Consider the following 14,900-nt stretch of genomic DNA (forward strand, 5'->3'; position numbering starts at 1 on the left):
CGCTTCATGGGGCGCCTCGCGGCACCTGCTCCCCGGGCGTGAAGACGAGCCCGTCCAGTACGCCATAGGCGTAGAGCGCCGCGAAGGCATACGCCCCCACCAGGTAGGAGACGTTGAGCCCCCGAGCCGTCACCGCGTCCTCGGGGGTGTATTTGCCGTCGGGGCCTCGCAGCGCCAGCGCCGCGCCGAGCGAGGCCGCCGACACGACGAAGGTGGTGCCCTGCGTCACCGCCAGCACGGTGCCCTTCGTGTTCCTCTGGTGCACGAAGTGGCCCACGCCAAAGGGCACCAGGTACCAGCCTCGCGAGGGCTCGGGGCGTGGCTGGAGCGCCAGCTTCACCTCCGAGGGCGGGGGGGGCTCCCGAGGCACGAGCACGGGGCGGCGGCGCTGCTCGGCCTTCGCGGAGATGCTCGCCGCGTCCTGGGTGCGCACCCGCTCCACGAAGGCGCTGAAGTCCGGTGGATACAGCAGGGGATCCAGCTTCGCACCGGGGCTCGCCGCGAGTCCCTCCACCACTTCGCGCTCCGCCCGGCCCGGATCCTCCTGGGCGTGGTACGTGGCGGCCAGCAGCAGGTGGGCCTCGGCCTCCTCGGCGGCGTCGCTCAGCCGCAGGGGGTAGAGGAGCGCTTCCAGCTCGGCGCGGGCCTTCGCCAGCTCTCCGGTCTGGTACGCCTCGCGAGCGGGCTCCAGCGCCGGCGAGGACGACAGCATCAGCGCCACCACGAGCTCCATCATGGCGAGCTCCTCAACACCACCTCGGTCCTTGCTCCCGCCTCCACGTTCACCTCGCGCCGCAAGAAGCCTCCTCCCTGGACCCGCGCCGAGAACACGTGCCTTCCGTGCTGCACCATCACCGGTCCTGGCAGGGGCGCCACGCCCAGCTGGGTCCCATCGACGAAGACCGGCGAGCCCTCGAGCGCGACGATGCGCACCTCGGCTTTGCTCACCCGCAGGGTGATGTCGCGCGACACCACTTCGCCCGGGGCCACCTGGAGGACCTCCACGAGGGGCTCACACATCGGGTTGTCGAAGCGCAGCCGGTGCGTGCCCGGCGACAGGCGCACCTCACGCACGCGGGGCGTGTAGCCCCGGCTCTGCCCGTCCACGAACACCTCGGCCCAGGGGCGCGCCACCACGTGCAACGTCGCGGGCTCCCGGGACTCGGGCACCTGAGACTCGGGCGTCTGGGGCCGCGGCGCAGGCGCTTCGGCGACGGGACGCGGCTCCTCCGGAGGTGGATTGTTGGGCCGGGGAGGGGGCTCCGTCCGCTTCGACGGGACATGGCGGAGGGCAGGCTTCGTGGCCACCGGCGCGGACGTCTTGGGGGCGGGCTCGGGAACGGGCTTCGACTCGGGAACCGGCTGCGATGGAGGCGCCGCGGAGGGCGCGCTCGCCGGAAGGACGGGAGCCGTCGCCACGGGCTCCGGTGCTCCCGGGTGTCGCGCCCAGGCCCAGACGCCCAGGGCCACGAGAAGGGCCGCCAGCACGGTGCCTCCCACGAGGGCCTTCGTGCGATGCGCCGGCGGACGTGCGCGCAGCAACTCGCGCACCTCGGTGGAGTCCGGACGGAGCAACAGCGCGGCATTGAGCAGCTTCGCGGCCCGTGCCCCCTGTCCCCTGGCGAGCAACGCGCCGCCTTCCTCGAGCAACCGTTGGAAGTGGAGGTCGCGCCACCTCGCGGTCTCCGCCTCCGGCTCCTGGAAGAAGCGCCGGGAGACCTCGGCGGGAGAGCCGGCGATGCGGCCCACCACGTCCTCCAGGAGCGCGGCCAGCTCAGCGCCGTCCTTCGGCCGATCCCTCACGTCCCGGGCGAGGCAGCGGGCCACCAGCTCGCTCAGCGGCTCGGGCGTGCCGGGCACCACCTCCCCGAGCCGCGGTGCGTCCCGCGTCATCACCGCGGTCACCAGCTGCGCGCTGCCCTTGCCCGCGTGCGGTGTCGTCCCGGCGCACAACTCGAAGACGAGCACGCCCAGCGCGTAGACGTCCGAAGCGGGGGAGAAGGCGCCCGTATCCAGGCGCTCGGGGGCCGTGTACGCGAGCGAACCGGTGACGGTACCGGTGCTCGTCAGGCGCTCGTCGTCCGCCAGCGCGGCGAGGCCGAAGTCCGCCAGCTTCAACGTCCCGCTCCGGGACACGAGCACGTTGTCCGGCTTCACGTCCCGGTGCACCACGCCGTGCGCGTGGGCCTCACCCAGCGCCTGCGCCAGCGTCCAGCCCAGCACGGCCGCCACCATGGGCGGCACGGGCGCGAGCCGCCGGGCCAGCGCGCGCAGGTCCTCGCCCTGCACCCACTCGCACACCAGGAAGGGCCCACGGCGGGCGTCCTCTCCGAAGTCGTGAATCTCCAGCACGTGGGGGTGCTTGATGGAGGCGGCCAGCTCGGCCTCACGGCGGAAGCGCTCGGCGCGGCGCCCATCCTCGCTCGGATGCATCACCTTGACCGCCACCCGGCGCGCCAGCCGTGTGTCCCGGGCCAGGAAGACCGTGGCCATGCCGCCTCGTCCCAGTTCCTGCTCCAACTGGTAGCGGCCGGCCAGCAATTCGTCCGTCATCGCCGCCCATCCTAGGGAGCCCCTCCTACCCGGGCAATCACTCCGGCGTCACGGCAGGTGACAGACGCGCCCCGGCCTGCCCGGTACTTTCTCGCACACCCCCGGTGCGGCTCCGGGGCACTCGGCGTCGGCGCTACACGGTTGATGGCATCGCTTCTCGCCACTGCTGCCCGAGGGCACGCAGACGCTACAGCGGCCGCATTCGGTGGAGCTGTTACAGAAGACGCCGATCTTCGTGGGAGGCCCTTCGGTGCAGGCCTCGACGCACTCGTAATCCGGAGCGCACTGGTAGCCGAGCCGGCAGGGGCCCCCCACGCAGTCCAGGGAGCAAAGGCCGTCCTGGCAGAAGGCCGCGTAGGAGCACGTGCCGTAGCCGCTACACGGTTGGGTGACCCGGGGGCCCGGCTCACAGTGGTTGTTCCGGCTGGCATCGCCGCAGCGCTGTCCTTCCGGACACTCCTGGTCCTTCACGCACGCCAGCGGCCCCGCATCGGGGTTGTCCTGCTCGCGGACCTCGATGTCGAGGGGGCATCCCAGCACGGTCACCAGGGCGAGCGGCGCGAGGAGTCGGACGAGTCGGTGCATGCGGAGCTCAGCAATACTCCAGGCCGCGCACGAAAGGACAGGGCTCGCTCAGGACTCCTCGCCGAGGTAGCGGAAGATCGACCGTAGCCCGATGCCGAGCGCCTGCGCCGCGTCCTTCTTGCTGCCGCCGCTCCGGGCGATGGCCTCGCGCACGTAGCGCTGCACGAAGGCCTCGCGTGCCTCCTCCAGCGGCACCAGCGGTGCCGAGTCCGCGCCCAGCTCCAGGTCCTCGGGGCCGATGAGCTCTCCGGTGGCGAGGATCGCCGCGCGCCGCACCCGGGACACCAGCTCGCGCACGTTGCCGGGGAAGGGATGGCCGCGCAGGGCCTCCGTGGCCTTCTGGGTGAAGCCCTTCGCGCGCCCGCCCTCGCGGCTCAGCACGTGGTGGGCGATGAGCAGCACGTCGTCACCGCGCTCGCGCAGGGGCGGCACCTCCACGCGAACCTCGTCCAGGCGGTAGAGCAGATCTCCCCGGAAGCGGCCCTCCTCCACCAGGATCTTGAGGGGACGGTGCGTGGCCGAGACCACGCGCATGTCCACCTTGCGCGGATGGTTCTCCCCCAGCCGGGTCACCTCGCGCTCCTGCACCACACGCAACAGGCGGGACTGGAGCGGCAGCGGCATGTCGCCGATCTCATCCAGGAAGAGCGTGCCGCCATCCGCGGCCTCCACGAGTCCGGGCCGGTCCGTCCCCGCCCCCGAGAAGGCGCCCTTCACGTGGCCGAACAGCTCCCGCTCGATGAGCGACTCGGGGAGGGCCGCGCAGTTGATGGCCACCAGCCGCCCGCGCCGTCCACTGCGCCGGTGCAGCGCTCGCGCCACCTCCTCCTTGCCGGTGCCCGTCTCGCCCTGGATGAGCACGTGGAGCGAGGTGGGCCCCAGCCGTTCCACCTGCCGGTACAGCGCGCGCATGGCGTGCGACTCACCGATGAGCCCCTCGAAGGTGGCCGCTTCGATGCGCTGGGTGAGGCTCTCCACTCGTGTGCGCAGCTCCCGCAGCTCGCTCGAGGTGGCCAGCAGCAGCGCCGCGAGCGAGGTCAGGGCCATGGCCTCTTCCAGTTCCCGAGGCGAGAACGGCGGGCGGCCCGTGTGGCGTCCGAGGTACACGACGGACAGCGGCGCCGTGCCTCCGCGCAGGGGCAGCACCAGGGCGGAGGTGAGGCGCAGGGCGACGACACTGGGGGCGCCGGCCAGCGCCGCGTCCGAGGCCACGTCCGCCACGAGCACGGGAGCACCCGAGGCCACCACCTGGTTGACCAGGCTGTCCACCACCGCCGCCTCGGGCACGGGCCCGGTGGAACACAGCACCTGGCGCCGCGGCTGCTCCACCGACACGAGGAAGCCCACGTCCGCGTCCGCCACTTCCGCGAGCCCGCGCATGGCCACCTCCAGGAGCTCCACGGTGGGCCGCTGGACCATCAGCCGCGAGGCGAAGCCCGTGAGCACCGCCAGCAGCCGCCCGCCCGGGGCCACCTCCGGCGAGGAGCCCGCGACGGCCGGGGCCGCTTCGGAGGAGAGCAGGGTGAGGGTGACGCGCCCCACGGAGAAGGACTCTCCCGGAGCAATCGGTGCCAGCTCCACGCGCTTGTTGCGCACGCGCACCTCGCAGCCCCTGGCCGTGGCGGACACCGTCCAGCCTCGCGCGTCCTGGAAGAGCAGCGCATGGCTGGGCTTCACCCCCGGCTCCCGGAGGACGACGTCGCAAGCGGAGTCGGAGCCCACGGACACCACCGGTTTCTCCAGGGGAACGTGGCGGCCATCGGGGAGGACGAGCAGGAGCGGCATGAGTGTCTGGAAATCCTACAGGTCCTTCGTTCTAAGTTGATGGGCTTGCTTCGAGGAGGGCCTCATGGATCGCCGCGCCATTCACATCTCTGTCGGTCTCATCATCTGCACGCTGATCGCCTCGGTGACCTGGGCGTGGGTCCGACTGCATCGCTCGACGACCATTGACGTGCGCGGCTCGGCCAAGCGACGCATCTCCTCGGACCTTGTGCAGTGGGCCGCGGTCGTGGGCGCCAAGGACAACACCCGGGTTGGCGCCTACACCACGCTGGCCAAGGACGTCGAGCGGACCCGGCAGTTCCTCGAGAGTCAGGGCGTGCCCGCCGAGCAGATTCGCATCTCGTCCACCGACGTGCAGGAGTTGGTGCGCGAAGAGACCCTTCAAGAAGGCTCGAAGCTCATCCAGAAGCAGGTGTTCGACGGGTGGCACGCGCAGCAGCGCATCGAGATCGTCTCCACCGATGTGCCGCGCATCGAGCGGCTCGCGCGCGAGGCCACGCAGCTACTGGAGAAGGGCATCACCATCACGTCGGAGTCACCTCGGTATCACTACACCAAGGTGTCCGATCTCAAGATCGAGATGCTGGCCGAGGCTTCACGCGACGCGCGCCTGCGCGCGGAGCGGATGCTGGAGGCAGCCGGCGGAAGGGCCACCGTCGGGCGTGTGGAGGGGATCAGCACCGGCGTCATCAACATCAACGCCGCCAACTCCACCGAGACCTCGTGGGAGGGGAACTACGACACGAGCTCGTTCGAGAAGGACCTCATCACCACCGTGCGTGTCCTGTTCGAGGTGAACAATTAGGCATACTTGATAGGGTGGTGCGATGGCAGCCTACTGTTGGGGTGGGTTGTCAAGGAGAAACATACGCCATGTTTTCGGGTGGGTGACGCTGGGCAGTGTTGCCACGGGTGGCGGCACCGGGATAGGGCGCAGCAGCAAGATAGCAGCAAAATCCTTGGTGCCCTCGCGTACGGGATGAGATGGCTGGACAGGTCCGGCTTCAGAAACCCGAGTATTTACAAAGGGTTGTGAACCATTGGTAACCCCTAGACGCTCCCCGGCCTTGATTTGGGACCAAGGGGTCGCAGGTTCAAATCCAGTCTCCCCGACCATCAAAAGCCCTGGAGTTTCGCGGACTTCCGCTGAAACTCCAGGGCTTTTGTTTTTCCCCGGAGCTCTCCCGCGGCGAACCCGCATCCCCCAGGGCGTTTTCTTGAGGCTCTGGAGCCTCGCTCTATGATCGGCCCTTTCGAGGTCCTCCTGGGAGGGGGTGCATGTCGAGCGAGCTTGCTTTCCTGGTCCAGCATCCCTTGGTCCTGCAAGCGGCTTGGCTACGAGTTCAGGACTGGTACCGCCAGATGTGGTCACCCGAGTCTGATCTCGCCCAATGGCGCCTGGAACCCGAGCGCCATCTCGCCGAGTTGGGAAAGTTGCTCGCCAGCGGCGACTACGCACCGGAGCCCTTTCCACTCCTGCCTCATCCGAAGCCCGGGGGCAGGTTGCGGCATTACTGCCTGCCGTCCGTGCGTGATCAGGTGGCCTTCGCCGTACTGGGCTGCCTCCTCGCTCCCCTCATCGAGGGGGCGATCCCCAACTTCTCGCTGGGAAACAGGACTTATCGTCGTGCGGCCCGTAGGTGGCGCTCCGTCAGCGAAGTGGCGAACTACCATAAGTTCGATGCGCCGGAGGACGCACCGGGGGAAGGGAAGCGCAAGGTCTGGGACAGCCTGCCGTTCTCTCTTGCCGATACGCGGATGTACCAGCCCTATCGGCGAGCCCATGGCCTCTTCCGGCGCATCATCCACTGGAGCGCGGCGGCGCTCACAAAGTCCAAGATCAACGAGGGGCGGGCCACGGATCGAGCGCTGCGGCCATCGGACTATCCGTGGAACCACGTCTCGCCCTTCACCAACCGCAAGTGGTGGACGGGTCGGTCATCAGGAGGGAGACGCGGCTATTGGGCCCGGTTGGATCTCCAGCTCGCCTTCCCCTCCGCGAGCCTGGAGTTCCTGGATCTCCAGCTCAAGGAGATTCTGTCGGATCGCCTCCAGCAGGAGATCGAGTCCAGCAGCCGCGCTGCATGGATCTCCCGCTTCGGGAGGATCTCCCGGGACGATGCCTTGAAGGAGTACCCGGAGGAGATCCGGGAGCAACTCAAGAAGCCGGAGATCCGGGAGTGCCTTCGCAAGACGCTCATCACGTGGCTCTCCCAGGTGCGCTACGAGCCACTGCCCTCGGATCCCCAGGCGCAGGGTCTCTCCGACCTCTGGCGTCCACCTCATTCGGATCAGCGGCTGCCGTTGGGCACGGGCCAGGAGCATCCAGGAATCCCGACTGGCCTAGCCATCTCGGGCCTGCTGCTGAATGCATACCTAAACCGCTTCGACCAGCGGATGTTGCGTGCGGCCTTGATGGGCCGGGACAATGGGCGGCCCTTCGCGGTGTTCAGGTTCGTGGACGACATCGTGTTGCTGGCTCCCAGCCGCTACATCCTGGCCGGCGCCATTGACGAGGCCTGGCGCGGGCTCGCGGGGGCGGACTCAAGTCTCGCCACGCGCGTCTCCTCGGAGATTCCCAGCAACCTCCGGGTGAATTGGGAGAAGGTGGGGCCCGATTCCCTCGCGAAGTTGTTGTCGAAGTACCTCGGGGCCTCCTGGTATGGCGCCAGGGACGAGGAGAAATGCGAAGGCTGTAGCCTCATCGTTCCTCCGCCCCTCGAATCCAAGCGAACGCGCTCTGCACCTCCGTCCTTCCAGGAATGGATGCGCGCGCAGCGGAAGAAGGCGAAGAAGCGCGAGGAGGCGAGGGCAGCTGGAATCGCGAGCCCAGACGAACAGGAGGCTGACACCTTCAGTCCTCTCTTCCGGCAGCTCAGACTCGATGCGGTCCGTAAGAATCGTCTGGGGCCCTTCGTCACCTATCTTGTCGAGCGATTGAGCGCGCTGGGCAACGATGGGCTCGCCAACCGGTTTGGAGCGGGTGCCAGGAACCGCCTCATCGATCTTCACGAGCTGTGCCGGTTCGATTTAAATGACGAGGAGGTCAAGACGGAGACGCGGTTGTCCTTCGCGGCCAATCAGCTCGCCAGGGCGTGGCTGGATGAGGAGAGCATCGAGGGAGACCGGCTCCAATTGAAGGAAATCCGGCAGTCGGTCCGCCACGCGGTGCAGAATGCTCCCGCGAAGTTCCAGCTGTGGCGCAGTGTCATTCGTGTGGCGTTGCGCCGCCCCATCGGTGGAAAAGATGGCGCCGCCGCCGATGCGGATCGAGCTGATGCCCGTAAATGGCTGCGGGGGATGTTGTCGCTCATCTCGAACGAGAAGGTCGCCGAAGGTGGTGTGACGAACCTCGAGCGCTTCCCCGAGGTTCGCTCGTTGTCCATCTGCTGGCGCAATACTCCCGGGATTGAGTTCTCCGAGCAGGAGCTCGCCACGCGTCAACGTGAGGTCGTACGGCTCTACTACTCCTTTCTCCGGGCCGCCTTCTGGCGATACGTGGCGGAGGAGTTGTTGTACCTCTGGCGCGTCAAGTCCTTTGATGAGAACGCTGAAGGATTTGAGGCCGCTCCGGCCTGGAGTTCGCAGTCCTGGTTGTTCCGGGCCCTGCCCGAGCAGGAGCTCTCCCACGCCCTGGAGTGGCTGGCCCGGCTGGATGACTGGGTGCTCATCCGCCGTGAGCGGCAGGAGCCGTCCCAACGCAGTGAGGGGCAGGAGATGCCCCAATTGGGTTGGTGGGAGCTGGATGCGATGGTCCTCGCCACCCTCTCCGCGCTGCCGAGACGCAAGCTGCTGGAGTTGAGGAAGCCGCCCAGGGGCAAGGCACCGGGAGCTTCGGAGGTGCCCCTTCTCGCTCTCGCTCTGCCCAATGTCGCCGGAGTCTTTCGTGGGAACCTCTTGGTCCACGGGCTGCTCAATGTGGGGAAGCGTCTCCTTCCGACGAAGGAGTTCTCTCCGCTTGCGCGGCTGCTGCCCCTGCTCGCGTTGTCAGGAGTGGAGCCGGGAGACGAGAAGGCTCTTGTGGATTTGCTTCGCCGGGACGCCGCACTGCGAGCGGATCCGCTGGGTCTTCACGAGGTGCTCAAGAACCTCGGGTTGGAGCTGGACCTCCCTGCTGCCTGCCTCAAGGAGTGGGGGAAGGAGGCGCGTGAGCAGGTGAAGAGCCTGCGCTCGGTCCAGGAGCCGTCTTCCGAGCTGTTCGAGGTGTACCGGCGCTACAGGTTGACATTCCGGCATGCGCTGCGAAGGCTTCCCGCGCTTCCTGGCGCTCGCAGGAGAGAGACGCTGCACCGTCTGCTCTGGGGGGACCTCTGGCAGGTGAAACGTCTTTCCAAGGCTCGGATTCAACCGGAAGTAGCGCCTCGCCTCGGTCTGCCCACCCGGGTGGCGCTGAAGCTGTTCCTGGATGCGATCACGCCCCTGTCCGAACCGCTACACGCTGCGGATGAAACCCGCTTCCACCCACCCGTGTGGGTCATCCAGCCAGAGGCCTCCGGGTTCCTGGCCTGGGGACGGCATCGGCAACTGCTGGGCGGGGCGGCCCCTTCCTCCGTGAAGACCCCGCGAACCGCCAGGCCCTGGGTGGAAGTCTCCGACGACGAGACCGCCTGGGAGGTGCTGCCCAACCCCGTGCTGTTCTGGCCGCGGGCACATGGGTTTCGCATGAGCCGTCTGGGGTATCAGCTCTGGTGTCACACGCTGCTGTTCATGACCGCGTGTGATGGCCATGAGAGCATGCTCGATACGCTCGCCCGACGGGGGGCAACACCGAGCGCCATCAACGAGAATTGGAAGATCCGCAACCGGCTCCACCTGCCGGAGGAGTTCTGGACGATCCTCGATCAGATCATCCGTCAAGCGCTCCTCAGCCCCAAGAGGTACCGGGAGCGGGAGCTCAGCCTCGTCTCGGAGCTCAAACTCCAGATCCAACGGCTGCTCAAGACGCGGCTCTCCGTTGACGATTTCTTCTGGGAGCGCGTCGATGTCGTCCTGAATGACCACGACGCCCAGGAGGCCCCTCGGCACGTCTCCCGGTTCTCGCTGAACAAGCCCAGCCGCCCACCGCGACAGATGAAGCTTCGCGCCGAGGGCTTGGAGGAAGATCTCTGCGTTCGGATGGGCCAGCTCGCCGCGACCTATTCCCCGAAGGCCTACTGCCAGCGATTTCCCCGCAGCGTCCCACGCGAGGAGATCCAGGCCATCATGCGCGAGGTCAATACCGCCATGAGTGCGCCGAGTTCGGCCCCCACGAATAGCACTCCCGAGAACCCGGCCCCCCGGCTGCGGACTCCGGAGCTGGTGATTCTGCCGGAGGCGATCGTTCCGCCTGGCGAGCTTCGGGAACTGGAACGCCTCGTCGCCCTGGAGCGGCGGGCTGTGCTCTGTGGAGAGATGTTCAAGCCGGTTCCGCCCGTGTCTCCGACGCGGCGCCATGACGCGAGCCCTCGCTGGCTCGTTAACGAGGCCTGCCTCCTCTTTCCCGTCATGGTCTCGGGAGATGGGGGCCTGCCACTCGTCCGCCGGTTCACCATCCGCAAGCCCATGCCCACCCATGTCGAGTTCGGTCTGGCCACGGCGCTCTCCGAGCGGAAGGAGGCTCGTGGCCGGAAGGGCACGGAATGGAAGGTGCTCGCGGGCCAGCGGTGGTACCGCTTCGTCAACCACCGGTGGGGTGATTTCACGGTGGCCATCTGCTCGGATTTGATCGATCCAAGCCCCTGGTGGTCCCTGCGCTCCCAGGTCCTTCATATCTTCATGTGCGCCTACAACACGGACGTCGACCTGTTTGACTCGATGAGCTGGGTGCGTGCGTACGAGAACTACTGTAATCTCGTGTCCGTGAACCACGGTGAGCCCGGAGGTTCCTTCGCCTGGACTCCCGGGCGCAGTCATTCCCGTGAGCTGGCGAAGCTTCGAGGCTCGGGGCTCTTCCTGCTCGCGGACGTCCTCATTCCCGTCAAGGACCTGCACGAGGCACAACTCCACGGAACGGAGTGGGCCCGGGACGCGGCGGTGAAGCATTGGTCTGAAACGAAAGAGATCAAGAATCGCTTCAAGGCACCTCCACCCACCTTCCCATCGCGGAAGTGAGGTGGAGGGTTCACGGCGGGCGCGGTCCTCAGGCTGGCGCCTCGGGTCGAGAGCCCATACGGGCTTGCCCCGGTCATGATTCGGGGCAGGCTCACCCTGCGCGTACGCGCGCGCGCTGAATTGCCCTCATGTTCGAGGCGATGAGACCCGCGAGCAGACGCGTTTCTCTCTACCCCAGGTTTCGACAGGGCAAGGGAGCGCGGCTGGGTGCCCGACCAAGCATGCGATTCGCGCCAGCCGTTTCTCGTACTCAGTCAGGAAGCGCAGTTCGAGGGGAATCCGCTCGAAGAACGTCTCACCCCAGCGGATTATGCTTAGCATGAGCATCTCCTGAGCCGTTCACTTGGGGCACGAGATCTTGGGCCTTCCCGAAGCTCGCACAGATGTCGAGGATGGTTAAACCCCCGGACCAATAGTTGTTCATGGATGCCTGTTTCAGCCAGCGGAACTCTTCTTCATCCTCCTTTTGCTCGCGCGCCTGGATGTATTGTTTGACGTCGGCGGCAAGCCCGGGGTGTTGGAGTAGGGGTGAACGGTCTGTTGCTCGTATCCGTGACAACAACCAGTGGCATTGCGTGAAGTGCCTCATCGTTAGCTGACGGAAGCTTTCACTCAAGCTCGACCAATGGTTATACGCACGTGCCAATTCCACCATAATTGGGTGGGTCGCACTTAACAATTTTGTGTCATGAAGGCTGCGCAATCTGGATTGAACGAGTTCGTGTACGTCACTTCTCTTGGCCCACAACCAATCCACGAGTTCCGTTGATGCTCTGTACGTGGGTGAGTCAGGTACATTCTTGAAAGCGTCCCGTACCCATATCTCCAATGTGCGGCAGAGCGCGCGCTCGAAAGTCATGAGAGAGATGTAGAGCAGTGTCTCGTGCTTTAACTCATCGGTTGTTTCCGTGATCCGCCGGGTCAGCATGGGAGACGCGGATACAGTAGTTGATGGATGTTGGGTGAGCCGTTCCCAGGTCCGGACTCCTGTATCCACGTCACCGTCGATAAATGAAGCCCGTCCTCTCCAATGGAGCGCCAATGGTTCCTCCCATCGGGATAGGAGTTTGTTGGCCTGCTCGATAAGTCTCTCGCGCATGACGGTCTCTCTCCGCGAAGAGGGCAATCCTCCTGCGATGGTGACAGCGCATGGCGCCCAGAGCAGGGCGTCCCAGGAGCGTGGCTCCAGCTTGTCTCCGATGGAGGTCAGAGCGGATGCTAGGTCGTTATGGTTCGATACATCCGAAAAATGGATGATGCACCTGAGGAGTTCCTTCCGATTGGAATCCTGCTCGGGCCAGGCAGGTGCGAGCGCCTGCCATGCCGCCAGATTTTCTTGTGGCGCCGCATCACCCAAGGGGAATCGCCTCAAGAGACGCGCGAAAGAGAGATCTCCCTGGGACCAGGTTTTTTTCTCGCCAAGGAGATCCCGGCTCACGAGGAGCAGCGCCGCCCCATGCAAATGCCACAGGGGACGGGTGTCCAAGCGTTGCTCCCAGCTACGTCTTGAGATTGCTTCCAGCAGTTCCTGCTCCACCAGCCGCCGCTCTGCCTCTGCCCAGCTGCTTGGGTGGGATTGGTTCCTGGGCGTCTCCAAGAGCTCGTCCTCTGCGGTGAGCCCCAATCTTTGGCAGAGGGTCTCTCCGCGAGGAGATAAAGAATAAAAAGCCGTCTCCGCGTTACCGCGGGCGGGTAGCGTACGGCGCAGCAGGAGTTGCTGCGAGTACAGCTCATCCAACACCTGTCCCACGCGAACCGCGCTCGGCCGGGAGCTGGCTCTCATGGCCTCATGAACCTCGCTGCGGCGCATGTATTGCTGGTGCTTCAGGAATACGCGCAGTATCTCTCGCTGTGTTGGAGACCTCTCCCTGTTGTCGAGCTCCATCTCCGTCGTGGCTCGCGTCATCGCGCGCTCACCGAGTTTCAAGAATTGCCAGACGGAATGGATATCGAATGCGGCCTCCTGCGTGGGAGGAGCATTGGGTGGTAGGTGCCGCTCGGCAAAACCGAGCAAGGAGGCCAGCGCCCCCAGTACGACCCGGACGTGTTGCAGGTCCCCGAGTGCCACCCGATTCCAGACATCAGAGACCAGCGCCCAAAGGTACGTCCGATACGTATGGGGGTCCGAACTGTCACCCTGTTCCAGATTCTCCAGCGCGCCTCGGAGTTGTTCGACGAGCGTTGGGAGATCCTCAGAGGGCTGAGGGTAAAAATGTTGGATGTGCCCCATGGCCTTATCCTTTCTGTACTCTTTCTCTACGCTAGAATGATGTGGATTTTCCGGCAAGTCGCTATTGGCCGCAGAGTCGGCGGCAGGCGGTCGCTCCCTCGGAGGGCCCATCACCGCAGGGCCGCCGTCCAGTGCGCCCCCACATCGATGACCATGCTGCCGTGCCCGGTGAGAAAGGCCCCGCGGTGCCGGGGCCCCATGGGAAGCCAGTCGTCGCGGTCCAGGTCGTGATAGCGCAGGAAGTCCTCACCATGGCGCCACTGGAAGCGCGTGGGCAGCTCGCCGCCCGCCACCTCGGGAAGGGCCAGGTACGCGAAGGCCCGATCCTCGCTCGACCTGGGACCGAGGATGCTCGCCGCGTTGACGAAGAAGGTGGACCCTCCCAGACGCAGGAGGGTGCGCGCGAAATCGTGGAACTCCTTCGTCTTCCTCGTCATCGCGCTGATCAAGACGAACGAGGGACGCAGGTCCAGAATCAGCTCGCGGTAGTCGGGGTCGAGTACGTCCGCGCAGATGGCCCACACGATGCGGCCAAGGTTGGTGCAGAGGAAGGGGGACCTCGTGGCGTGGAGGATTCCCTCGCGGATCTCCGGCGGCAGCTTCATGGCCGGATGGGAGAAGACGTCCGGGCGGCGCCGGACCTGCTCCGCTGTCACCCTGTACAGGCCCCCCTTGCGCACCGTCATGAGCGTCCTGCCGGAGCCGTCGAGCAGCTCGCCCTGGTTGGACGGCAGCCGCTGCGCGCCGTGGCACCACGCGTGGCCGCTGCCGGCGAAGACACCAAGCAGCCCCCGGGGACGGCACTGCTGGAGTTCACGGCGAAGGCCGTCGCGCAGCACCGGGGGCACCATCAGCTCCGGGAGCAAGGCGAGGTCCACCGGGTAGAGCGGGAGCTCCTCGCGCACGAGCGTTCTCATGCGCGCGAGGAGCTCCTCCTGATCCTTCACGGGCATGTCGCGGTGAGCCGTGAAGAACTGGCCGTCCTCGGTGAGCGTGAACTGGGGGGCGGCTGTCCCGGCCAGGGGAACGAGCGCAATCCGGAATTGCCCGTTGCTCAGGCGGAACCCCGGGGCCTCGCGGAGAGCGAGGTCCGACTGGCGCTCGGGCAGGTAGTAGCGGCCCGTGCGGGGATGGGAGAGGGCGATACCGTGGAGCACGCGGTCCATCGGCTGCGGCGGGTAGATGTGCGGCGGGTTGTCACGTGCCTGGCGGCGCCTGTCCTGTAACTCCGCCCAGAAGGAGTACGGCTCCCTCCAGCAGTGGACCCGGCCGGAAATGACGACTTCATCGCCGTCCTTGAGCGGCTCGAGGTCGACAAAGGGAGGCAGCTCCGTGTCCTCCCCCCAGCGCGCGATGAACTCGGCCAGGACCCACACCGTGTGTTCTAGGAAGGAGTAGAGTTCGGCGGCGGACTTCCCGCTCAGCTTCTGGCAGGCCTGCACCACGGCGGAGTTGGGGATGAAGACCGGCTTCACCTCCGCCTGCGCCTCTGGGTACCGCTCGTGCAGGGCCTGGAGGACCGCAGTGCACGCACAGTACAGCGCCACCAGCCCGTGCAGAGTGTTCACCTGCGGGCTGGTGGCCAGTTTGCCGAGGACGCGCGCGGCTCCCTCGAATAATTGTCGACTCATGGCTCCGCCCTCCTGGCCAGGGGGAA

The 14,900-nt window shown here is 66.4% G+C and carries 8 protein-coding genes; 2 read left to right on the plus strand and 6 right to left on the minus strand.

The window, feature by feature from the left end:
- Positions 1-4 precede the first annotated feature (4 nt).
- Genes NR810_RS04595 through NR810_RS04610 form a run of 4 tightly spaced genes read right to left on the minus strand, consistent with a single transcriptional unit; the run spans position 5 to position 4,923 of the window.
- Positions 5-736, minus strand: a complete 732-nt coding sequence (locus tag NR810_RS04595) for a tetratricopeptide repeat protein (RefSeq protein ID WP_257448303.1) — start codon at positions 734-736, stop codon at positions 5-7.
- On the minus strand, positions 733-2,553 hold the full coding sequence (locus NR810_RS04600; protein ID WP_257448305.1) for a serine/threonine-protein kinase: 1,821 nt from the start codon (positions 2,551-2,553) through the stop codon (positions 733-735). Before NR810_RS04600 ends, NR810_RS04595 begins: the two co-directional genes overlap by 4 nt.
- A 48-nt stretch (positions 2,554-2,601) precedes the next feature.
- Complete coding sequence (locus tag NR810_RS04605) at positions 2,602-3,138, minus strand: latent transforming growth factor beta-binding protein (RefSeq protein ID WP_257448307.1); 537 nt, start codon at positions 3,136-3,138, stop codon at positions 2,602-2,604.
- A gap of 48 nt (positions 3,139-3,186) precedes the next feature.
- Positions 3,187-4,923, minus strand: coding sequence for a sigma 54-interacting transcriptional regulator (locus NR810_RS04610; RefSeq protein ID WP_257448309.1), 1,737 nt, complete (start codon positions 4,921-4,923; stop codon positions 3,187-3,189).
- Between the two features lie 64 nt (positions 4,924-4,987).
- On the opposite strand from NR810_RS04610, the gene NR810_RS04615 reads away from it, so the two are divergent.
- Together NR810_RS04615 and NR810_RS04620 are read left to right on the plus strand one after the other, a co-directional pair.
- Positions 4,988-5,728 (plus strand): SIMPL domain-containing protein, encoded by a 741-nt coding sequence (locus NR810_RS04615; protein WP_257448311.1) that lies wholly within the window; start codon positions 4,988-4,990, stop codon positions 5,726-5,728.
- Between the two features lie 854 nt (positions 5,729-6,582).
- Positions 6,583-11,013, plus strand: coding sequence for a hypothetical protein (locus NR810_RS04620; protein WP_257448313.1), 4,431 nt, complete (start codon positions 6,583-6,585; stop codon positions 11,011-11,013).
- Positions 11,014-11,308: 295 nt separating this feature from the next.
- On the opposite strand, the gene NR810_RS04625 is transcribed toward NR810_RS04620, so the two are convergent.
- Positions 11,309-13,243 carry a hypothetical protein gene (locus NR810_RS04625; protein WP_257448315.1) on the minus strand — a complete coding sequence of 645 codons (1,935 nt, stop codon included), beginning with the start codon at positions 13,241-13,243 and terminating at the stop codon, positions 11,309-11,311.
- 110 nt (positions 13,244-13,353) lie between these two features.
- Positions 13,354-14,874: a hypothetical protein gene (locus NR810_RS04630; RefSeq protein ID WP_257448317.1), complete on the minus strand. Its 1,521-nt coding sequence runs from the start codon at positions 14,872-14,874 to the stop codon at positions 13,354-13,356.
- Positions 14,875-14,900 lie beyond the last annotated feature (26 nt).

The organism is Archangium lipolyticum (assembly GCF_024623785.1).
GTDB classification, from domain to species: Bacteria; Myxococcota; Myxococcia; order Myxococcales; family Myxococcaceae; genus Archangium; species Archangium lipolyticum.